This is a genomic window from Brevibacterium sp. 239c, from assembly GCF_900169365.1.
Classification (GTDB): domain Bacteria; phylum Actinomycetota; class Actinomycetes; order Actinomycetales; family Brevibacteriaceae; genus Brevibacterium.
Window position 1 is genome coordinate 43,253 of record NZ_FXZH01000023.1, and the last position, 19,641, is coordinate 62,893.

At 61.4% G+C, this 19,641-nt stretch carries 21 protein-coding genes and 2 tRNA genes; 13 read left to right on the forward strand and 10 right to left on the reverse strand.

Going from position 1 to position 19,641, the window contains the following annotated elements; translation table 11 throughout:
* The first annotated feature begins 208 nt into the window (after positions 1–208).
* From BSP239C_RS17525 to BSP239C_RS17550, 7 genes are all read left to right on the forward strand, one after another.
* A tRNA-Asn gene (locus BSP239C_RS17525) sits at positions 209–281 on the forward strand.
* 101 nt (positions 282–382) lie between these two features.
* Positions 383–1,435 (forward strand): LLM class flavin-dependent oxidoreductase, encoded by a 1,053-nt coding sequence (locus tag BSP239C_RS17530; protein ID WP_101574632.1) that lies wholly within the window; start codon positions 383–385, stop codon positions 1,433–1,435.
* Between the two features lie 138 nt (positions 1,436–1,573).
* Positions 1,574–3,034: an MFS transporter gene (locus BSP239C_RS17535; RefSeq protein ID WP_180959082.1), complete on the forward strand. Its 1,461-nt coding sequence runs from the start codon at positions 1,574–1,576 to the stop codon at positions 3,032–3,034.
* Between the two features lie 84 nt (positions 3,035–3,118).
* Entirely contained in the window at positions 3,119–4,378 is a 1,260-nt protein-coding gene (locus tag BSP239C_RS17540; protein ID WP_101574634.1) for an EAL domain-containing protein, read from the forward strand.
* 153 nt (positions 4,379–4,531) lie between these two features.
* Positions 4,532–4,605: transfer RNA gene (locus BSP239C_RS17545), tRNA-Ile, on the forward strand.
* A gap of 21 nt (positions 4,606–4,626) precedes the next feature.
* A complete protein-coding gene (locus BSP239C_RS20955) occupies positions 4,627–4,830 on the forward strand; it encodes a hypothetical protein (RefSeq protein ID WP_219618921.1) in 204 nt (67 codons plus the stop codon).
* Between the two features lie 5 nt (positions 4,831–4,835).
* Positions 4,836–5,132 carry a GNAT family N-acetyltransferase gene (locus BSP239C_RS17550; protein ID WP_219618922.1) on the forward strand — a complete coding sequence of 99 codons (297 nt, stop codon included), beginning with the start codon at positions 4,836–4,838 and terminating at the stop codon, positions 5,130–5,132.
* 18 nt (positions 5,133–5,150) lie between these two features.
* Here the strand turns inward: BSP239C_RS17550 and BSP239C_RS17555 are convergent, their stop codons facing one another.
* Positions 5,151–5,663 (reverse strand): hypothetical protein, encoded by a 513-nt coding sequence (locus BSP239C_RS17555; protein WP_145997488.1) that lies wholly within the window; start codon positions 5,661–5,663, stop codon positions 5,151–5,153.
* A gap of 230 nt (positions 5,664–5,893) precedes the next feature.
* Between BSP239C_RS17555 and BSP239C_RS17560 the strand changes: the two genes are divergently transcribed.
* The gene (locus BSP239C_RS17560) at positions 5,894–6,385 is read left to right on the forward strand and encodes a DUF3145 domain-containing protein (protein WP_101574659.1); all 492 of its coding nucleotides are present in this window, start codon (positions 5,894–5,896) and stop codon (positions 6,383–6,385) included.
* A gap of 268 nt (positions 6,386–6,653) precedes the next feature.
* On the opposite strand, the gene BSP239C_RS17565 is transcribed toward BSP239C_RS17560, so the two are convergent.
* The 6 genes from BSP239C_RS17565 to aceE all read right to left on the reverse strand — a co-directional run bounded on the left by BSP239C_RS17565 (position 6,654) and on the right by aceE (position 14,425).
* Positions 6,654–7,898, reverse strand: a complete 1,245-nt coding sequence (locus BSP239C_RS17565) for a beta-ketoacyl synthase (RefSeq protein ID WP_101574637.1) — start codon at positions 7,896–7,898, stop codon at positions 6,654–6,656.
* A 66-nt stretch (positions 7,899–7,964) separates the two neighbouring features.
* The gene (locus BSP239C_RS17570) at positions 7,965–8,216 is read right to left on the reverse strand and encodes an acyl carrier protein (RefSeq protein ID WP_009882400.1); all 252 of its coding nucleotides are present in this window, start codon (positions 8,214–8,216) and stop codon (positions 7,965–7,967) included.
* A gap of 118 nt (positions 8,217–8,334) precedes the next feature.
* Positions 8,335–9,336, reverse strand: coding sequence for a beta-ketoacyl-ACP synthase III (locus BSP239C_RS17575; RefSeq protein WP_101574638.1), 1,002 nt, complete (start codon positions 9,334–9,336; stop codon positions 8,335–8,337).
* Between the two features lie 19 nt (positions 9,337–9,355).
* Entirely contained in the window at positions 9,356–10,261 is a 906-nt protein-coding gene (locus tag BSP239C_RS17580; protein ID WP_101574639.1) for an ACP S-malonyltransferase, read from the reverse strand.
* Positions 10,262–10,316: 55 nt separating this feature from the next.
* The gene (locus BSP239C_RS17585) at positions 10,317–11,516 is read right to left on the reverse strand and encodes a CdaR family transcriptional regulator (protein ID WP_101574640.1); all 1,200 of its coding nucleotides are present in this window, start codon (positions 11,514–11,516) and stop codon (positions 10,317–10,319) included.
* A gap of 146 nt (positions 11,517–11,662) precedes the next feature.
* The gene (aceE, locus tag BSP239C_RS17590; RefSeq protein WP_101574641.1) at positions 11,663–14,425 is read right to left on the reverse strand and encodes a pyruvate dehydrogenase (acetyl-transferring), homodimeric type; all 2,763 of its coding nucleotides are present in this window, start codon (positions 14,423–14,425) and stop codon (positions 11,663–11,665) included.
* Positions 14,426–14,687: 262 nt separating this feature from the next.
* On the opposite strand from aceE, the gene BSP239C_RS17595 reads away from it, so the two are divergent.
* The 3 genes from BSP239C_RS17595 to BSP239C_RS17605 are packed head-to-tail and all read left to right on the forward strand — an operon-like array spanning position 14,688 to position 16,041.
* Positions 14,688–15,131 carry a DUF3052 domain-containing protein gene (locus BSP239C_RS17595; protein WP_226831263.1) on the forward strand — a complete coding sequence of 148 codons (444 nt, stop codon included), beginning with the start codon at positions 14,688–14,690 and terminating at the stop codon, positions 15,129–15,131.
* Positions 15,128–15,598, forward strand: coding sequence for a peroxiredoxin (locus BSP239C_RS17600; RefSeq protein ID WP_101574642.1), 471 nt, complete (start codon positions 15,128–15,130; stop codon positions 15,596–15,598). The genes BSP239C_RS17595 and BSP239C_RS17600 overlap by 4 nt, the downstream gene beginning before the upstream one ends.
* 38 nt (positions 15,599–15,636) lie before the next feature.
* Positions 15,637–16,041, forward strand: coding sequence for an HIT family protein (locus BSP239C_RS17605; protein WP_101574643.1), 405 nt, complete (start codon positions 15,637–15,639; stop codon positions 16,039–16,041).
* Between the two features lie 41 nt (positions 16,042–16,082).
* Here the strand turns inward: BSP239C_RS17605 and BSP239C_RS17610 are convergent, their stop codons facing one another.
* Both BSP239C_RS17610 and BSP239C_RS17615 read right to left on the reverse strand, forming a co-directional pair.
* Positions 16,083–16,853 (reverse strand): MerR family transcriptional regulator, encoded by a 771-nt coding sequence (locus tag BSP239C_RS17610; protein ID WP_101574644.1) that lies wholly within the window; start codon positions 16,851–16,853, stop codon positions 16,083–16,085.
* Positions 16,854–16,904: 51 nt separating this feature from the next.
* Entirely contained in the window at positions 16,905–18,086 is a 1,182-nt protein-coding gene (locus tag BSP239C_RS17615) for a PLP-dependent aspartate aminotransferase family protein (RefSeq protein ID WP_101574645.1), read from the reverse strand.
* A gap of 109 nt (positions 18,087–18,195) precedes the next feature.
* Here BSP239C_RS17615 and BSP239C_RS17620 point away from each other — a divergent pair, with 109 nt between their 5' ends.
* Both BSP239C_RS17620 and BSP239C_RS17625 read left to right on the forward strand, forming a co-directional pair.
* Positions 18,196–18,672 (forward strand): Lrp/AsnC family transcriptional regulator, encoded by a 477-nt coding sequence (locus BSP239C_RS17620; RefSeq protein ID WP_101574646.1) that lies wholly within the window; start codon positions 18,196–18,198, stop codon positions 18,670–18,672.
* 46 nt (positions 18,673–18,718) lie between these two features.
* Positions 18,719–19,147, forward strand: a complete 429-nt coding sequence (locus BSP239C_RS17625) for a DUF1801 domain-containing protein (RefSeq protein WP_101574647.1) — start codon at positions 18,719–18,721, stop codon at positions 19,145–19,147.
* 54 nt (positions 19,148–19,201) lie between these two features.
* Here BSP239C_RS17625 and BSP239C_RS17630 read toward each other — a convergent pair whose 3' ends face one another.
* On the reverse strand, positions 19,202–19,552 hold the full coding sequence (locus BSP239C_RS17630; RefSeq protein WP_101574648.1) for a cupin domain-containing protein: 351 nt from the start codon (positions 19,550–19,552) through the stop codon (positions 19,202–19,204).
* Positions 19,553–19,641: the final 89 nt, after the last annotated feature.

The following is a 19,641-nucleotide window of genomic DNA, read 5'->3' on the forward strand; positions in this document are numbered from 1 at the left end:
GCATGGATGGGGTGAGGAATCCCTTTGATTTTACAGTGCAGCCACCTCGCCGAGGTGGTTGTTGACTGGGTTTGTCCTGACTGTACGGATTGCACGGTGTTCGCTGGTGGGGTAAACCCGAGTTGTGAGCTAAAGCACTGTTGCTCGCTTTGTCGTGAGCCTCGGGTCTTTGCTAAGCTGACATTACGTACGCAGGTAACTGCGGCATTCCTCCGTAGCTCAGTTGGCAGAGCATTCGACTGTTAATCGAAGGGTCGCTGGTTCGAGCCCAGCCGGAGGAGCAGCCTAGGCCCCGTCCATTTGGACGGGGCCTTTGTCGTGCCCGGTCGACCCATCCCTCAATCACGGGGAATAGGTGAACGAGAATGCCAGTTATCGAGGTATGAAAGCATTCGGGTTCTTGAGTTTCGGTCATTATGGGTCGGGAAGTGCTCCAGAGGAGTACGGAGCGAAAGAGGCGCTGCAGCAAGCAGTCGACATCGGTGTCGGAGCCGACGAGATCGGTGTCAACGGCGCCTACTTCCGGGTCCACCACTTCGCTGAGCAGGCGGCTTCGCCGATGCCCCTGCTGGCTGCGATTGCCGCCAAGACATCTCGAATCGAGGTCGGGACTGGTGTCATCGACATGCGCTATGAGAACCCTCTCTATCTGGCTGAAGAAGCCGCGGCCCTTGATCTGCTCTCGGATCAGCGTGTGGCTTTGGGTATCAGCCGGGGATCTCCGGAACCAGCCGATCGTGGCTGGGAGGCATTCGGCTACAGCGACAACGATGGTGCCAAGGCCGCACACATGGCCCGTGCGAAGTTCGCCCTCTTTCTGTCGGCGATCAGGGGTGAGGAACTGGCGCCAGCGGATCCCCAACAGTTCGGACCAGGTAAGAGACTGCGCGTCGAACCTCATTCACCCGGTCTTGATCAGAGGATCTGGTGGGGTGCCGGTACAGCGGCGACCGCCGAATGGGCGGCCGCTCAGGGCGTGAATATGATGAGCTCAACTCTGCTGACCGAGGCCACCGGTGCGTCCTTCGGTGAGCTGCAGCGTGATCAGATCGATCGCTATCGGGCGGCGTGGAAGGCCGCCGGTCATGACTGGGCCCCGCGTGTGTCCGTCAGCCGCAGCATCTTCCCGATCATCACGAATCTCGACGACCTCTACTTCGGTCGCCGCTCCAGGGGAGAAGACGATCAGATCGGAATCATCGACGGTGCCCGTTCGACCTTCGGAAAGACCTATGCGGGCGAGCCTGACCACCTCATTGAAGCGCTGAAGGCCGACCCTGCGTTCGAAGCAGCGGACACAGTCCTACTGACGATCCCGAGCCAGCTGGGCGTGGACTACAACCTCCACATCTTGGAATCATTCGCCAGCCACGTCGCACCGGCCTTGGGCTGGAAGCCTAATACTGCTGGGCCGGTCAGCGGTGGCCATGTGTGATTCCGCCCGGGACATGAGCACACACGTATGATGAGGTAGACCCCAGTCCGGGGCAGTCGAATCGACCAGATTCCGTGCAGTGACCTCTGTCCGGATTCCGGTCCCAGCAGAGGTGATCAGGTGAGAGACGGCCAGCGCATGGACCAGATTCAACGACGAATCGTACTTATTGGTCTCGTCCCGCTCTTCATGTCTCTGCTCTCGGTTTCGATCATCAACGTTGTTCTCCCCGCCATTGAGACCGATCTTCAGGCATCATCCTCGGCTCTGCAGTGGGTACTGACCGGCTACGCGCTCTCCTTCGGTGTCGTCCTCGTGGCGGCAGGACGCGCCGGTGACGTCTTCGGACGCGGTCAGCTATTCATGATCGGAGTGGGCCTCTTCGGCCTGGCCTCATTCGTGGCCGGTATCGCACCCGGGGCACTGACTCTCAATATCGCCCGCGTGTTCATGGGACTCGGATCTGGACTGCTCAACCCCCAAGTCGTCGGTCTGCTGCAGCAGTACTTCCAAGGACCCCAGCGCGGGCGAGCCTTCGGACTGATGGGAACCACCGTCGGCCTCTCCGTTGCGACCGGCCCCGTGCTAGGCGGTGTCTTCATCGCCTTCTTCGGTCCAGAACTGGGCTGGCGTGCTGCGTTCCTGGTCAATGTGCCATTCGCGCTCATCTCACTCATCCTCGCCAAAAGCTGGCTGCCGAGATCAGCCTGGCACCCGATAGCCGCCAACGATGGCTCCGATGGCAACCCAACAGCCACCTCGGCGAGCAATGTCCCCGTCCGGAAGAGGGACCGCGACCTCGACCCTGTCGGTGTGCTCTTGCTCGGCGTCGGTGTCCTTCTTGTCCTGCTGCCATTCGTCGAGTCCTCGGTCGGATGGTTCATCTGGCTCAGTCTGCTGCTGGGACTCTTCACGATCTGGCTCTGGACCCGGTGGGAGCGCAGATACTTCGCCCGCGGTCACGCCCCCATGGTCGATCTGAACCTGTTCAGCATCAAAAGCTTCAGCAACGGTTCGATCATCATCACTCTGTACTTCATGGGCGTGACAAGCGTCTGGGTGCTCATCGCCATGTACATGCAGCAGGGCTTGGGCCACACCGCGTTGGCGGCGGGCATGATCGGCCTTCCTGCCGCTCTGCTCTCCGCAGTTTCGGCAGATGTATCCGGACGTTTCGTGTTCCAGATCGGGCGCCGACTCGTCGTCTGGGGGATCATCGTCTGCCTGGTCGGCCTGGTCTCAACCATCGGCGTCGTCTTCCTTCTCACACAGGGCATCGGCAGTGAATGGTGGATGCTGCTGACCCTGTGCTTCATCGGCGCCGCACAGGGCATGGTCATCAGCCCAAATCAAACACTGACACTGCAGGAAGTCCCGCTGAAATATGCAGGCTCGGCTGGGGGAGTTCTGCAGACCGGACAGCGCATCGGGACATCGATGGGATTGGCCATCATGACTGCGCTGGCCTTCGCTGTGACCGATGTCAGCGACTGGAACATAGGGATGATCAGCTCGTTCGCAGCGATCGCGGTCATCGTGGTCATCGCTGGACTCGTCGGCCTGATCGAGGTCAGGCGAGGCCGACGCCATCAGCTCTGAGCGCAATAATGTTACGGAATTTAGACAATTACTGCTGTCCTCATGTGGAAGACTGTCAACGCACGTTTGCCCATGGAAGGACATATGGTGGTTGAGGCGATACACGATCTGGACCAGGCACTCGAAGAGCTGGTGCGCTCCGGCGGGATCGAAACCTACTTCGCCCCCGTCGTCGACGCATATACATTCGACAAGGTCGGCTACCAGATCCTCCAAGCTCCTACCGATGATCCTGCACTCGGCCACGCCGAGTCCGAAAACCTTCGCCGGGAGATGCACGCCTCGGCGATGATCGGCGATATCGATGCCTCGCTTCGGGCCACAGCACTGCGGACCGCCGAGGCAGCTGGACTGCCCAAATCGAACCGCCTCTTCCTTCACGCCGAAGGTGAATCCTTCGCCACCCTCGAAGATCGCACTGAGGAACCCGACCGTTCGGTCATCCTCCAGCTCGACGCCTCTCGAGTATCATCCTCGCCAGCATCGGTCCTTCGCGCCGTGCGACAGGCCAGGTCCATGGGTTGGGGCGTGGGAATGTCTTCGGTCGGCGCTGATCTGCGCAGTACCTCCTTTGTGCCCCTGGTCAACCCCTCAGTCGTCGGTCTCCACCCCGATGTGCTGCGCATCGACTGCGAATCTCACCTGGCCGAACTAAACCGACTGCTCCACGCTCACCTCGAACGCACCGGCGCCGTCATCCTCGCCGAGGGGGTCACGACCGAAGACGATCTCGACCGAGTCCGGGCTCTGGGTGCGCGCTTCATGACAGGGCCCTTCTTCGGTCCCGCAACCAAGCAGCCCGAACCCTTCTCCGAGCCGATTGAAGACGGGCTTGTCGATCATTATTCCCGGAACCTGCCGGCTCTGGGCACGCCCTATTCGATTGCTCAGGGCCTGCGACGTGAACCGTTGGTGATGAATCGTGAGCTGCTGATCGCCCAGATCGCTGCCCTCGAGGAACGCGCCCTGGCCTCCGGTGCCGCCACCATCACACTCGGAGTCTTCGGTGAAGACGAAACCTTCTCCCAGGCCACCCGCGATCGCTATGAACGCATCCGCGACACAGTGGGACTGACTGCGATGTTCTCCGGCGGGTTCACAGCACCTCCGATCCAGGGCGTGCGCACAGGGGTCGTCGATGCCTCAGACCCCATGCGCAATGAGCACGGCGTCGTCGTGGTCGGTCCAGACTGGTCTGGTCTCGTTGCCGCTTCCAAGCGAAACGATCCCGGCAGTGATGGCCAGACCGTCTTCGACGTCTACATCACAACCGAACGCTACACCTGCGTCGACGCCGCACGCAGCGCAGTGACACGCATCTCACCGGTCGCCTCGGCAGGCTGATGCCGTCTGCCCCTGACTCACGGCTGTCCTTGCCGGGGGATAGGGGCGGTGGGGACTGTCCATGACGAGAGATGTGAGTGCTCGCTTTTCCTTGGGCGTGGCATGGGCCGAATGGGTCCAGGCAGTCAGTTGGTGTTAATCTTATTTCTGCTCGCCCCCGTAGCTCAGCTGGTCAGAGCAGGGAACTCATAATTCCTTGGTCGTCGGTTCAAGTCCGACCGGGGGCACCTCTGTTGTAGTCTCTGTTTATGACTATTGTCGTTCGCTCCCCAGCCATCGAAGACGTCAAGGCGATGGCCAAGGTTCATGTCGAATCATGGCAGGAAACGTACCAGGGCACCATGCCAGACGAGATTCTCTATGCCCCTGATTTTCTCCAACGCCGGGAACAGTTGTGGAACGGAACTCCCTGTTCGTTGACGGCAATCAGGATAAATTCAGAGTCGCAGTAGCTGAGTTGGATGGACAGATCGTCGGGATCGCGATGGCCGGGCCCTCAAACGACGAAGATCGCCGAGGCAAGGCGGAGCTGTTCGTTCTCTATACCTATGAGTCGATTCAGGGCAGAGGCGCAGGCGCAAAACTCCTGGAGGCAGTCCTCGTTCCGGAAGAGCCAGTATCTCTATGGGTCGCGGACCCGAACCCGCGAGCCCAGGCGTTCTATCGCAAAATGGGTTTCATCGCCGACGGCTCCACCAGCACAGACGCGGATGATGGTGTGATCGAGATCCGCATGATCCGAACACCCCAATAGGAACCGTGCAACTGGGCCTCAGTCACGCTCTTCTGCTTGAGGGCCTAGATTGTTCGGGGTGAAGACATCGCCGGACAGCGGCGCGAATGCCATCCACTCGCCATTGGGACCGGCTTCAGTCACCAACTGCGACGCCCCCTCATCCTCAGCGTCCAGCTCTGCAACGAGGGTGGAAAATGCGGCAGCGGCACTCTCGTTGTCTGCTGGTCTGCGGCTCTGAACGGTATACATCGGTGCGGCGTGTTCGTAGGAGGCGAATTCGACAACGTATTCCTCGCCGAGTTCGTTCGCCACCTGTCCGGCCAGTTCGATGCCTGTGTGCGTGAACACTCGAGCATGCTCCGCTGACTTCCAGTTGAAGTCGGCATCCAACGCTTGGTGGTACGACCGTTCCCACGCGTCCAACTGAGAAATCAGCTCCGCGGACAGACCGCTGTCTTCATAGTCGATGGGGAAGACGAGCCACAGGACAGTGTCTCCATAGTCCGGGAACATTCGCACTGTGGTCGTTTTGCAGTCCCTATCTGTCATAGCGCCATCGTAGAGCACAAGGTGACTGGTCCCCACCGACGCTTTGTGTGCGGGAAGCGGGCAGTCGGCGGACCCGCGCCCTTCGCATCCTCGTGCGGAACTTCGCTACACCCGACGCCACCAGGTATTTCAATGCTTGGCGCGCAGGTAAATCTCGTCTATCATTGGCTCTAGCACCTCCTTTCGGATCGTAGGGGAAGACGTATCCGAGGTAGGAGGCACAAATGGATATGACACAGGGCGTACTATTCGTCCACTCAGCACCTCGCGCGCTATGCCCGCATATTGAATGGGCAGCGGGCGGGGCAATCGGTGCACAGGCACGCTTCGACTGGACACCCCAGCCGGCAGCACCAGGGCTTGTGCGTGCCGAAGTCTGCTGGCGTGCGCCAGCAGGGTCCGGGGCTCGCATCGCATCCGCACTTCGCGGATGGGACTCACTGCGCTATGAAGTGACCGAGGAGCCATCCGTCGGAGTCGACGGTGGCCGTTGGAGTCACACTCCAGATCTCGGCATCTATCATGCAGTCACAGACTCTGCAGGAAACATCCTGGTACCCGAAGACCGCATCCGCTCCGTCATGGAACGCGTCTCGGGTGATCCGATCAAACTCTCCACTGAGATGGCTCTGGCCCTGGGCGAAGCCTGGGACGAGGAACTCGACGCTTTCCGCCATGCAGGCGAGGGCGCTCCAGTGCGCTGGCTGACCAAGGTCGGCTGAAGCTCACACGGACTACCTGTGGCGTCGGTCCAAGGACGTCACCGAGGTCGTGGTCACACGACTATGGGCACACCTTCCTACCTCGGGTGTGCCCATAGTCGTGACCAAACGCATCAACTCGATAGCAACATAGGCAGGCCTCGGCGCAGAGGCGGCCCAACACAGATCGGGCCCCCAGCAATCCAATGCTGGGGGCCCGATCTGGTCCTCGTGCTGAGTGAGGCTGGGACGGTGCAGCTGTACCAGTACTGCGAGAGAAACTAGTTCATCACACTGACTTGAAGGCGACGACCGCATTGTGGCCGCCGAAGCCGAACGAGTTCGAGATCGCTGCGATGTCTCCAGCAGGAAGCTCGGCTGGTGTATCGCGGACAATGTTGATGCCCACAACCTCTGGGTCGACTTCTTCGATATTGATCGTCGGGGGAGCCGTGCGGGTCTCCAACGCCTTGACGGTGAGGATCGACTCAACAGCACCGGTTCCACCCAGCAGGTGGCCGGTCATCGACTTGGTGGCACTGACCAGAGCATCTCCGACATGAGATCCCAGCAGCTGGCTGATTGCCAGGGATTCCGGGATGTCGCCGACCGGCGTCGAGGTCGCATGTGCATTGACGTGCTTGATATCTGCGGGGCTGAGCTCCGCATTGTCCAGCGCGCTCTGCATCGCACGCAGGGCGTACTGTCCGCCGGGCTCTCCACCGGTGATGTGGTAGGCATCGTTGGAGATGCCCCAGCTGCTCACCTCGGCGTAGATCGTCGCACCGCGGGCTTTGGCATGTTCCTCAGTCTCGAGGATGAGCGTGCCAGCACCCTCGCCCATGACGAACCCGTCACGACCGACGTCGTAGGGACGTGAAGCGGTCTCTGGGGAGTCGGTGCGGCGCGAGAGAGCCTGCATCGAGTTGAACGAAGCAATCGTGATGGGGTGGATCGCAGCTTCTGAGCCGCCGGCGATGACGACATCGGCGTGACCGGAGGCCACAACGTCATAGGCGTGGCCCAGGCTCTCGGTTGACGACGCACAAGCCGAGACCATGGTCTGAACACCTGCGCGGGCCTTGAACTCCATGCCAATGGCTGCTGCAGGTCCGTTGGGCATGAGCATCGGTACCGTGAGGGGCATGACCCGGCGCGGACCCTCTTCCTGGAGAGTGTCCCATGCATCGAGCAGAGTCCACACGCCGCCGATTCCGGTGGCCCAGGAGACTGCGGTGCGATCAGGATCGGTTTCCTCGAGTCCGGCATCGGCCATGGCCTCACGGGCTGAGATCAGAGCGAACTGGGAGGAGGGGTCGAGGCGCTTGGCCTGGACTCGTTTGAGATTCTCGGGTACGACCTGTGGGTCGACCTGTGCTGCGAAGTCCACGGCGAGGCCGTACTTCTCAGACCAGTCATTGTCCATTGTGTGGACGCCGGACTTACCGGCCAGTATGGCTTGCCACGTGGCATCGGCCGTCGCGCCCAATGGGGTTACCGCACCAATCCCGGTGACGACAACTTTAGGTGTCATGGTACAAACCTCGTCGATAGAGTGGACACGGCCCGTCGGTGGACGGGCCGTGTTCGGCTGAGTTTCTCAGGCCTCTTGAGCCTTGTTGATGTAGTCAACAGCGTCCTGGACGGTGACGAGGTCCTTGACGTCGTCATCCGGAATCTTCACGCCGAACTTCTTCTCCGCGTTGACGACGATGGTCATCATCGAGATGGAGTCGATGTCGAGGTCATCGGTGAAGGACTTGTTGGCCTCGACTGCTTCCACAGCCAAACCGGTCTCTTCGTTGACGATCTCTGCCAGTCCTGCGAGGACTTCAGCTTCGGTGAATGCCATTACTTTCCTACTTTCTAGTATCAGTCGAGGGTTGTTCGACCGGTTGAGGAACTTTTCGACGAGTGTCCCGCCGAATATCTTAGGACATTCACGGAGAGTTTTCCGTGAATGAACCTGTTTAAGGGAGGCGGATCACTTGTGCGCCGAAGACCAAACCGGCTCCGAAGCCGATCTGCAGAGCCAATCCACCACTGAGTTCGGGCTGTTCACGCAGCAGACGTTCGGTAGCCAAGGGGATGGACGCCGACGAAGTGTTGCCGTTGTCGGCGATATCGCGAGCGATCACGACGTGCTCAGGAAGCTTGAGCTGTTTGGCGAGTTCGTCGATGATGCGCATGTTCGCCTGGTGGGGGATGAACGCAGCCAGGTCGGAGGCTTCGATGCCAGACTCGGCAAGTGCCTCCTTGGCCACCTCGGCGCCGTCCCAGACAGCCCAGCGGAAGACGGTCGGGCCATCCTGTCGCAGGGTGGGGAACGGGGTATCGCGGTCGTCGCGGACGTCGTAAAGGGACTCGGTCATGCGGATCGTCGACCAGTTCTCGCCCTTCGAACCCCAGACGGTCTTCGAGATGCCCGGTTCGTCGGAGGCGGAGACGACGACAGCGCCGGCTCCGTCACCGAGGATGAAGGAGATCGAACGGTCTTCGGGGTCGATGACCTCGGAGAGCTTCTCAGCACCGATGACCAGAATGTTATCCATCGCTCCTGAACGCACCAGTGCGTCGGCCTGTCCGATACCGTAGCAGTAGCCGGCACAGGCTGCGCTGATGTCCCAGGCTGGGATGTGACCGGTGCCCAGACGGTCGGTCAGTGCCGCGGCCGCCGAGGGAGTGAAGTATTCGAAGGTGACCGTGGCGATGATGATGCCGCCGATGTCCTCGGGTTTGAGGCCGGAGGACGCGATCGCCTCAAGCGCGGCCTCCTCGCACATGTCAAGGACGCCGACGTCCTTGCTGGCGCGACGGCGGGTGATGATTCCGGTGCGCTGGCGAATCCACTCATCGGAGGAGTTGATGGGGCCGGCGATGTCATCGTTGCTGACGAGGTTCTCGGCACGGTAGGCGCCGATGCCTGTGATCTTGGAGAAGGTTCCGGGTTCTGCGGTCTTCAATGTTGGCATGATGGTCTTCCTTTGGTGATCAGGCGTGGGCCGCGGCGAACTCGCGTGCGCCGTCGAGGTCTGCAGCGGACTTGATGGCGAAGGTCTCCACGCCCTTCATGGCGCGTCGAGCGATGCCGGTGAGGGTGCCGCCGGGGACGAGTTCGATCATCCCGGTGACTCCGGCGTTCAGTAGGGTCTCCTGGCACAGGTCCCAGCGGACCGGGTTCGTGACCTGCTTGACGAGACGGCCGACGTAGTCCTGTCCGTCCTCGACGACGGTGCCGTCAGAGTTGCTGAGGATGGAAGTGGAAGGATCCGCGATCTCCAGCGCCGAGGCGGTGGAGGCCAGTTCAGCGGTCGCCGGAGCCATGAACTCGGTGTGGAAGGCACCGGCAACAGGCAAGGCGATGACGCGGGCCTTCGCCGGAGGGTTCTCGGCCAGCTTGTCGAGGTTCTCCTTCGACCCTGCTGCCACGGTCTGCCCACCGCCGTTGACATTGGCCGGGCTGGCCCCGGCAGCTTCGATCGCAGCCAAAACGTCCTCGGGGTCGCCGCCGACAACGGCTGACATTCCCGTTGGTGTGTGGGCGGCGGCGGATGCCATCCCGGCACCGCGGACGGCGACGAATCGCATGGCGTCAGACACTGTGAAGATCCCGGCGATCTGTGCGGCGGCGATTTCGCCGACCGAGTGACCGGCGACATATTCGGCTGTGGCGCCGAGTTCCGAGGCGCACGCGATCGCCGAGGCGACCAGCAGCGGCTGTGCCAGTGCGGTGTCTTTGATGGTCTCGTCACCGGATTCTGTTCCGTGCAGGCGCAGGTTGATCCCGGATGCGGCGGACAGTTCATCGATCTGTGCGGCGAAGGTCTCAAGTTCCAGGAAGGAACTCAGAAAGCCCGACTTCTGGGCACCTTGGCCCGGGCACGTGATAGCTAGCACTCAGTTCTCTTTTCGCTCGACTTCGCTGTTCAATCTAGTGGATGGATCTTTTGGATCAGTGTGTTTTGTCGCTGTTCGACAATAGCCCGGCATCTGACAGTCGCCCGTAGACCAATGCGATGTGGATGACGAAGGCGTCGCGGGAGACCGTGGGGTCCAGTGCGATTGCCGAGGTGATCTTTCGGAGCCGGTATCTCACGGTATTCGGATGGACGGACAGCGCCTTGGCTGTGGCCTCTAGGGATGATCCGAATTCGACGTAGGCGCTGACGGTTTTGAGCAGCTGTCCCGTGCCGGAGGTCAGTGGTTCGTAGTACCTGCTGATGAGTTCGCCCAGCGCGACGCTGTCTCCGGCCAGGGCCCGTTCGGGCAGGAGCTCTTCTGCCCGAACCGGGCGGGGTGAGTCGGGACGAGCCGTCGCGGCCTTGAGCGCCATGATCGCAGCCTTCGCCGAGGTGGCGGCCTCCGCCAGGGACGGAACGCTGGGTCCGACGATGACCTCGGAAGGTCCGAAGCACTCGGAGAGATCTTCCACGGCGGTATCGAGGTCCGTGGCACCGCCGAGGACGATGAGCAGACGGTTGTCGTGAATGCCGACGAGTGCGTCATCGGCCCATTTGCGAGCCTTGCGGCGAATGACGTCGAGGCCGCGCTTGGCCGACCTCTGCGGGGCTCGTCCCACGAGGACGCTGACGGGGCCCTCGGACTGCCAGCCGAAGGCAGCGGTGCGGCTGGCCAACTCATCCACGGAGTCACCGCGGACCAAGGCGTCGACGACCATCGCCTCTAAGCGAGCATCCCAGCTGCCTCTGGCCTCGGCCGCGCGGGCATAGACATCGGCGGCGGCGAAGGCGATCTCACGGGAGTAGACGAGAACGGCTTCCCTCAGCGCCGGCTGTTCGACCGGGCGGGCAATGTCGGGCACCCTCTCCTCAACGACTTCGACAACGATCTTGAGCAGCTGGAGGGTCTGCTGGAGGCTGATTGCGCGGATGAGGTCGCGCGGAGCGGACTTGAAGATCTCGCTGACGACGCGCAGATCGGTGTCGGGCTTGCGATACCAGTCGATGAACGACGTGATGCCCGACTGGGCCAACAGTCCGACCCAGGAGCGATCCGATGGGGACATGCTGCGATACCAGGGGAGCCGAGCTTCGAGTCGCTGCAGGGTCACTGTGGAGAGGACTCCCACTCCTGCGCGCAGACGACGGGCCGTCTCTGCACGGCGCCGGAGCGTCTCGGCGTCAGTTGTCATAGGCACCACTTTAAACGCTTTGTCACAATACGCTTGTGTGCGACACACAAGTGTTTGTCGGTTGAGACAAGTATGGCCGGAGTCTTGGCGACTCCGGCCATACTCAGTGCGGTGTCATTGCACCACCTGCACCTGGCTCGATGAGATCAGGCGCCGGCTCCCTCGGTTGAACCCGAGGTGCCAGCGGAGACGTCGTCGAGCTGGTACTTCTGCGCCGCCTCGGCGGCCTTGTCGATCGAGATCGCGCCGGTGTCGGCCAAAGAGATCAGGGCCTGTGTCACGACCGAAGGCCCGTCGACGTGGTAGTAACGGCGCGCCGCTGGACGGGTGTCCGAGATCGCGTAGCCGTCGGTACCCAGGGACGTGAAGTGGCCGGGCACGTATTGACGGATCTGATCCGGAACCGCGCGCATGTAGTCCGAAGTCGCCACAACAGGGCCCTCGGTCTCAGCCATCTTCTGTGTCACATACGGCACACGTGCCTCGACGTCGGGCTTGAGCAGTCGGTCGTCTTCGGCGTTGAGACCATCGCGACGCAGCTCTGTCCACGACGTCACTGACCATACGTCTGCCGAAACGCCCCAGTCCTCAGCCAGCAGCTCCTGGGCCTCGAGGACCCAGGGGACGCTGACGCCTGAGCCCATGAGCTGGACCTTCGGGCCACCGTTATCGGGACCCCTCGACAGCAGGTACATGCCCTTGAGCACTCCATCGACGTCGAGATCCTCGGGTTCAGGAGGCTGGACCATCGGCTCGTTATACAACGTCAGGTAGTACAGAACGTTGGGGTCACGCTCATCTTCAGGGTCGTACATGCGATGGATGCCATCACGCACGATCCGGGCGATCTCGTAGGAATAGGCGGGATCGTAGGACACGATCGACGGGTAGGTCGAGGCCAGCAGGTGCGAATGACCGTCACCGTGCTGCAGACCCTCGGCCACCAGCGTGGTCCGACCTGCCGTGGCACCGAGAACGAAACCACGCGCCATCTGGTCCCCAGCGGCCCAGAAGAAGTCTCCGGTGCGCTGGAATCCGAACATCGAATAGAAGATGTAGAACGGAATCATCGGTTCGCCGTGCGTGGCATACGCGGTGCCGGCCGCAGTGAGTGCGGCAGTCGCGCCAGCCTCGTTGATGCCCACATGGAGCAGCTGGCCGTCGGTGGCTTCCTTATACGCAAGGAACAGGTCACGGTCGACCGAGATGTAGTTCTGTCCGTGCGGGTTGTAGATCTTCGCCGTCGGGAAGAACGAGTCCATACCGAAGGTACGGGCCTCATCGGGGATGATCGGGACAATGCGCTTGCCGAACTCCTTCTCCCGCATAAGGTCCTTGAGTACACGGACGAAGCCCATTGTGGTCGCGATCGTCTGCTTGCCCGAACCGCGCTTGCCGGCATCGAAGGCCTTGTCGGAAGGCAGTTTGAGATCGATATGGGTGCTGCGTCGTTCGGGGGAGTAGCCACCCAGGGCCGCACGACGCTCCTGCATGTACTTGAGCTCCGGAGCGTCCTGCCCGGGGTGGTAGTACGGAGGCAGCTTCGGGTTCTCCTCGAGATCCTTGTCCGAAATCGGGATCTGGAAGTGATCGCGAGCGAGCTTGAGATCGTCGACCGTGAGCTTCTTCATCTGGTGTGTGGCGTTGCGAGCTTCGAAATGAGGTCCCAGCGAGTAGCCCTTGACGGTCTTGACGAGGATGACGGTCGGCTGACCGGTGTGTTCGGCTGCGGCCTTGTATGCGGCGAAGACCTTGCGGTAGTCGTGGCCGCCGCGCTTGAGATTCCAGATCCGCTCATCGCTGTAGTCCTCGACCATGGCCTTGGTGCGAGGATCACGCCCGAAGAAGTTGTCGCGGACGAAACCGCCGGACTCGCCCTTGTACGTCTGGTAGTCACCATCAGGGGTGGCGTTCATGAGGTTGACCAGCGCACCGTCACGGTCCTTACCCAGGAGGGTGTCCCATTCGCGGCCCCAGACGACCTTGATGACGTTCCATCCGGCACCGCGGAAGTAGGCTTCGAGCTCCTGGATGATCTTGCCGTTGCCGCGGACCGGTCCGTCGAGACGCTGCAGGTTGCAGTTGATGACGAAGTTGAGGTTATCGAGCTCTTCGAAGGCGGCGACATGAAGCATCCCACGGCTCTCCGGCTCATCGAGCTCACCGTCACCGAGGAACGCCCAGGTCTGCTGCTGCGAGGTGTCCTTGATACCGCGGTTGTGCATGTACTTGTCGAACTGCGCCTGGGCGATCGCGTTCATCGGTCCCAGACCCATCGACACCGTCGGGTGCTCCCAGAAGTCAGGCAGCTGGTGAGGGTGCGGGTAGGAAGGCAGCCCGCTGGGCTTGCCGTCGACTTGGTGGGACTGCTGCTGACGGAACCCGTCGAGATCCTGTTCGCTCATCCGACCTTCGAGGTAGGCACGAGCGTACATTCCGGGCGAGGCATGTCCCTGGTAGAAGATGTGGTCGCCGCCGCCGGGATGGTCCTTGCCGCGGAAGAAGTGGTTGAGTCCGACTTCGTAGAGTGTGGCCGACGACGCGTAGGTCGAGATGTGTCCGCCGACCTCTACTCCGGGCCGCTGAGCGCGGTGGACGAGCATCGCTGCGTTCCAACGGTTCCAGCGCCTGTAGCGGCGCTCAACTTCTTCGTCGCCGGGGAACCACGGTTCGTTCTCGGGTCCGATGGTATTCACATAGTCGGTGGCTGTCAGGCTGGGCACGCCGATCTGCTTCTCTCGCGAACGCTGGAGCATCCGCAGCATGACGTAACGTGCACGTGATCGTCCGCCCTCGTCGATGAGGCCGTCCAGCGATGCCAGCCACTCCTCAGTCTCTTCGGGATCGATGTCGGGCACCTGGCTGGGCAGCCCGTTGAGTATCGGTCCGCCCTGTTTCCGATTGTCCACGGTGTGGTCCTCTCTTCCGCTCCACGATCTTCGTTGGTGTCGAGATCTGGGTGATCAAGTGGAATGGAGAATCAAATCGTGATTGAGCCCAGGGTCCACCAGATACTCCCATCAGCCTAGTCCTCCGGCGCGAACTTCGCTGGAGAGAAATGTTGTGATCTCGGTGACGAGTTCATGGTCTTCGATACGCTTTGACGTGGATTGCGTCGCCTTGGCGCGCCGCCATTTGCGCCTTGAGCCCAGTTGACGGAACAATGAGGGCATGAGTAACTCCTCTTCTGAAAGGACATCTTCCACGTCGACCCTCCCGAACGAGCTGGGCCAGAACCTTGGTTTGGCTGCGGGAGACTATGTGCAAGAAATCGGCTACGACGATGACGTCGACTTGGACCTGTGCCAGGCGATCGAAAACATCATCGGTGACAAGATCGCAGACGGCGACGAAGACGGTGTCTTCGACGTCATTCTGATGTGGTGGCGCTCCGACGACGACGACCTCATTGATGGCCTCGTCGACGCGCAGGCCACATTGAAGGAAGGCGGAGCCGTCTGGCTACTGTCACCCAAGGCAAGTCGCCCCGGCCACATCAGCCCGGCCGACATCTCTGAGGCAGCTCCCACAGCTGGCATGCACGTGACCTCCACAGTCAGCGCTGCCGAATACTGGGCCGGCTTCCGTTTGGTGGGCAAAAAGAACTTCTCATGATCCTTCGGCCCGGAGACCGGGCCCCTGATTTCTGCGTACCCGATCAGTTCGGGTCCACGCTCCACCTCGCCGAGGCGCTCCGTCAGTCGGCTGTCATCCTCGTCTTCTTTCCGTTCGCTTTCTCACCCGTCTGCGGTGATGAGGTCAGAGCCCTTGAAGACGTGAGACAGTCGCTGGCGACCGAGTCTGCACCGGTCGAGATCATCGCCATGTCCGTCGACTCCAAGTACACGCTCGCCGCGTGGTCACAGGCTCGTGAGATCGGCATTGATCTCGGTTCGGACTTCTGGCCCCACGGCGAGGTGGCTCGGTCCTATGGAGTCTTCGACGCTGATCATGGTGTCGCCGAACGCGGCGTCTTCGTCATCTCCCAAACGGGTACGATCGTGAGCAGTCGTCAGGTTGCACGAACCGAAACGCGTGACTTCACAGCTGACGTTGCTCAAGCACGAGCACTCAGCCGTTGAGTCGATGCGATCATCGGATCATCAAGGAGGAATGAACTATGGCCACCATCTTCACCAAGATCATCAACGGGGAGATTCCGGGCACTTTCGTCTACCAAGACGATGTGTGCGTGGCTTTCCTCGACGTCGCACCGATGACCGAGGGCCACACCATGGTCGTCCCCCGGGAAGAGATCTCACACTGGATCGACGCAGACCAGGACCTGCTCGATCACCTGATGGCGGTGGCGAGGCAGATCGGACGTGCCCAGAAGGAGGCCCTCGACTGTGAGCGCATCGGCCTGCTCGTCGTCGGATATGAGGTCCCACATCTGCACATCCACGTCCTGCCGACGAACTCCATGGACGATTTCGATATCTCCGATCGTGCGCCTATGCAGACCCCTGAGCAGCTGGCAGGGCCCGCCGAGAAGATTCGGCGAGCCCTGGAGCGGCAGTCCTGATCAGTCGCTTCGATATCAGCGGTTTCGATATCCGCAGCTGATCACTGCGGTTGACCTGCGTTCATGTTGAGGTAGTTCTCGAGTGAGTCTCGGACCAACTCGGCGCCTTCGACCCCGCCGTAGTTGGCTGCGAAACGAGGATCGCTGACATACATATCGGCCAGGCCGCGGACATATCCGTCGAGGTTCCCCGACGGATCTTCGGCAGGAGTCCCGGGTACGGCTCTGAGCCACTCGACATGACGTCGAGCCAGGTCCTGGCAACGATCTGATCCCGGGTCGGCCCCTGCCTCGGCGGCGTTGGTCCAGTCTTGGTTGAGTTCCTCGACCATGGCTTTCCACGACTGCTTATCCATGCTGGGAAGGGATTCCCACCATAGCGCTGATGTCTCATACGCCTCTCTGCCCCAGCGCTGCGTCACTTCTTCTTTGTGTCTGCGATGGTCGAATCCGTCGAACATTTCCTCTGCCATGAGAGGTTCACCTGCTTCCAATCGTGCGATGGTCGCGGTGACGGCGGCGATCTGCCTCTCGATCCGTGCACGCTCGCGTCCGAGGCTGTGCACATGGTCGCCCAATGCCGCTATCGGGTCGGCGGTGGCTTCGAGCGCCTCCGCGATCCGATTCAATGGCATCCCCAGCTCCTTGAGCAGGAGGATGCGCTGCAGGCGCACCAACCCTGTCTCGTCGTAGTAGCGATATCCGTTGTCGGCAGTGTACGTCGGTGGCAGTAAGCCGATTGCGTCATAGTGACGCAGCGTTCGGCTCGTTGTCCCCGTCATCCGTGCTGTTTCCTGTATGGACCAGTCCATGACGATCAGCTTAGAAGTTGACGTCGCGTCAATGTCAACGCAGCAGTGGAATCAGGCTGCGGCTCGGCTCTCGTCGAGGGCGGCGAGGAGATCATCTGCCAGGTCATCGACGTGTTCGAGTCCGACAGAGAGCCGGATCAGACCGTCGCCGGGCTTGGCCGTGGCCGCGACCGGCCGGTGGGTCAGCGACGCCGGATGCTGGATGAGTGTGTCGGCACCGCCCAGTGACACCGCGTGGACGACGAGGCTGCAGTGTTCGACGAAGCTGCGTGCGGCATCGAAGCCGCCGGCGAGTTCCATTGCGATCATGGCTCCACCACCGGACATCTGACGTCCAAGCAGCCCACGCGGATCCTGGCCTTCCAGGCCCGGGTAGTGGACTGCCGCGATGGCAGGGTGGCCGGCCAGACGCTGCGCGAGGTCACCGGCGGTCGTCTGTGCCGCTCGCATGCGCACGGCCAGGGTGCGCAGTCCCCTGTGGAGAAGGTAGGCACCCATGGGGTGGAGGAGTGCCCCAGTGATCGCGCGGACCTGTCGCAGGCGCATCGCCCAGTCGGAGTTGGTGGCGATGATTCCGCCCATGGCATCGCCATGACCGCCCAGGTATTTGGTGGCACTGTGCAGAACCAGGACCGCACCGTGGGAGATGGGCTGCTGGAGCACGGGAGTGCAGAAGGTGTTGTCCACCAGCACCGGGACGTTGCCGGCGGCTGCGACGACACCATCAAGATCAACGAGATCGAGGCTGGGGTTGGCTGGGGTCTCGACGATGACGAGTCCTGTGTCGTCTTGGATCGCCGAGGCGATGTCGGCTTCCTTTGCCCACGTGACGGTCGTGCCCAGCAGTCCCGATTCGAGGAGATGGTCACTTCCGCCGTAAAGGGGACGCACTGCAACGATGTGGGGTGTTCCTGCGCTGACTGCTGCCAGGAGGGCCGCGGTCATTGCGGCCATGCCGGTGGCGAATGCGACCGCTTCGTCGGCGCGTTCGAGTTCGGCCAGGGCGGTCTCGAAGCGTGCGACGCCGGGCTGCCACAGGCGCTGGTAGACGGCCGAGTCGCCGTCCTTGAGCCGATGACCGGTGGCCAACCATTCGTAGGAGTCACCGCCGGTGGCGACATCGTTGACGGGGTTGGTGGTCGAGAGGTCGATGGCCGGAACGTGGACTCCTGCCTCGGTGAGGCCGTCCATTCCGCCGTGGACCATGAGCGTTTCTGGGTGCAGTGAGGTCATGACAGCATTCAAGTCACTTCTGCTATGAACTGCAATCCTCGGTCCAGGATCTGTGATTTTTGGTTACACAATGAAAGTTTCTTGAATCTGCTATGCCAGAATGTGAGTCATGTCGCAGAAAGTGGAACTCGATGATGTTGACCGCCAGCTGCTCAAAGCTCTCAGTGATGATGCCAGAGCATCCGGCACCGCTTTGGCTGCGGCTGTGGGCATCTCGGAGTCGACGGTGTCCCTTCGCCTCAAGCGCCTCAAGACCTTGGGCGTGATCCGAGGCTTTCGCGTCGACATTGATGCCGCAGCCATAGGTGTTCCACTCCAAGCTTTGATCTCAATCCGTCTGGCCAAGCATGACCGTGCGGAGATCGACGCCTTCACAGCCGCAGCACCTCAGTTCCCGGGGGTTGTAAGGATGTATCACATGGCAGGAGCCGATGATTATCTGCTCCACATCGTCGCCACAGACACCGAGGCGGTCCAATCCTTCGTCCTCGACTATCTCACCCGCTACCCGGCCGTCGCCCATACCCGAACCAACCTCATCTACAAGGTTCAAGACGGCACTGCATGGATCCCAGACGGTGCCTGAACATCGCTGCGGTGCCGGAACACTGCTGAGAGTCCATACTTAAGCCATGACGACACAGAAGACACAGCCCACCGATGCCGACGTCGGGGAATTCCTGCAGGCCGCAGTTCCGAACAAGAGACGTGAGGACGGGATCAGGCTCGAAGAGCTCTTCAGTGAGGTCACCGGCACCCAGCCGGTGATGTGGGGTCCATCGATCGTGGGTTATGGACAGTACCAATACGTCTCACCGTCGAATCCGCGCAATCGTGGTGTGTGGCCCAAGACCGGGTTCTCACCACGTAAGGCTCAGCTGTCGTTGTACGGGCTCAAGGACACGTCGGCTGGGGCTGCCTTGCTGCCGGGCCTCGGCACATACACAGAGGGCGCCGGGTGTGTGTATGTCCGTAAGTTAGAAGACATTGACGAGGCGGTCCTGCGCAGGCTCATCACCATTGCGTTTGACCGCCCAGACGATCCCGAACCCGTAGCCTGATTGCAGTCTTCATTGCAGATCTGACCGAACCGTCTGGCCTCTTCTCCGATGGGATCAGTGTCGACTGGTGATCGTCAGTCCCTGTTTGCGCTGGTGGACTGAGAAGTAACGCAGGCCCAGAGCGTCGTCGGCGAGGAATCGGCGACGAGAACGGCGTGGCAGCCAGACGATCTGGCCGGGGGTCAGCGGAATTGTGGTCAGTTCCGTCTCCAAGGTTCCGGCGCCGTCGAGGATATGGATGAGGACGTCGAGTCCCGGCCCGACGTGTTCCTTGATCTCACCGCCTGGAGACAGGGCGATGATGTTTGCATCGAGATCACGTTGCTGAGGCTGAAGCTGCCACACTGACCCGGAGGTCTCAGCCGCCCCCCTGCGTGTCAGGGTGAGTTGAGTCCACCGGTTCATAGCAAGTCCGCCTTCGCAGGGCGAGTTCAGGAACAACCACCATGAGTATCTCGACTCTGTCCACACCGTCAGCACCGATCGGGAATGAT

Excerpts from the sequence above, each read along its gene's own strand:
- BSP239C_RS17530 (WP_101574632.1), top strand. The coding sequence starts at position 383 with ATGAAAGCATTCGGGTTCTTGAGTTTCGGTCATTATGGGTCGGGAAGT.
- BSP239C_RS17535 (WP_180959082.1), top strand. The coding sequence starts at position 1,574 with ATGGACCAGATTCAACGACGAATCGTACTTATTGGTCTCGTCCCGCTC.
- BSP239C_RS17540 (WP_101574634.1), top strand. The coding sequence starts at position 3,119 with ATGGTGGTTGAGGCGATACACGATCTGGACCAGGCACTCGAAGAGCTG.
- BSP239C_RS20955 (WP_219618921.1), top strand. The coding sequence starts at position 4,627 with ATGACTATTGTCGTTCGCTCCCCAGCCATCGAAGACGTCAAGGCGATG.
- BSP239C_RS17555 (WP_145997488.1), bottom strand. The coding sequence starts at position 5,663 with ATGACAGATAGGGACTGCAAAACGACCACAGTGCGAATGTTCCCGGAC.
- BSP239C_RS17560 (WP_101574659.1), top strand. The coding sequence starts at position 5,894 with ATGACACAGGGCGTACTATTCGTCCACTCAGCACCTCGCGCGCTATGC.
- BSP239C_RS17565 (WP_101574637.1), bottom strand. The coding sequence starts at position 7,898 with ATGACACCTAAAGTTGTCGTCACCGGGATTGGTGCGGTAACCCCATTG.
- BSP239C_RS17570 (WP_009882400.1), bottom strand. The coding sequence starts at position 8,216 with ATGGCATTCACCGAAGCTGAAGTCCTCGCAGGACTGGCAGAGATCGTC.
- BSP239C_RS17575 (WP_101574638.1), bottom strand. The coding sequence starts at position 9,336 with ATGCCAACATTGAAGACCGCAGAACCCGGAACCTTCTCCAAGATCACA.
- BSP239C_RS17585 (WP_101574640.1), bottom strand. The coding sequence starts at position 11,516 with ATGACAACTGACGCCGAGACGCTCCGGCGCCGTGCAGAGACGGCCCGT.
- BSP239C_RS17595 (WP_226831263.1), top strand. The coding sequence starts at position 14,688 with ATGAGTAACTCCTCTTCTGAAAGGACATCTTCCACGTCGACCCTCCCG.
- BSP239C_RS17600 (WP_101574642.1), top strand. The coding sequence starts at position 15,128 with ATGATCCTTCGGCCCGGAGACCGGGCCCCTGATTTCTGCGTACCCGAT.
- BSP239C_RS17605 (WP_101574643.1), top strand. The coding sequence starts at position 15,637 with ATGGCCACCATCTTCACCAAGATCATCAACGGGGAGATTCCGGGCACT.
- BSP239C_RS17610 (WP_101574644.1), bottom strand. The coding sequence starts at position 16,853 with ATGGACTGGTCCATACAGGAAACAGCACGGATGACGGGGACAACGAGC.
- BSP239C_RS17615 (WP_101574645.1), bottom strand. The coding sequence starts at position 18,086 with ATGACCTCACTGCACCCAGAAACGCTCATGGTCCACGGCGGAATGGAC.
- BSP239C_RS17620 (WP_101574646.1), top strand. The coding sequence starts at position 18,196 with ATGTCGCAGAAAGTGGAACTCGATGATGTTGACCGCCAGCTGCTCAAA.
- BSP239C_RS17625 (WP_101574647.1), top strand. The coding sequence starts at position 18,719 with ATGACGACACAGAAGACACAGCCCACCGATGCCGACGTCGGGGAATTC.
- BSP239C_RS17630 (WP_101574648.1), bottom strand. The coding sequence starts at position 19,552 with ATGAACCGGTGGACTCAACTCACCCTGACACGCAGGGGGGCGGCTGAG.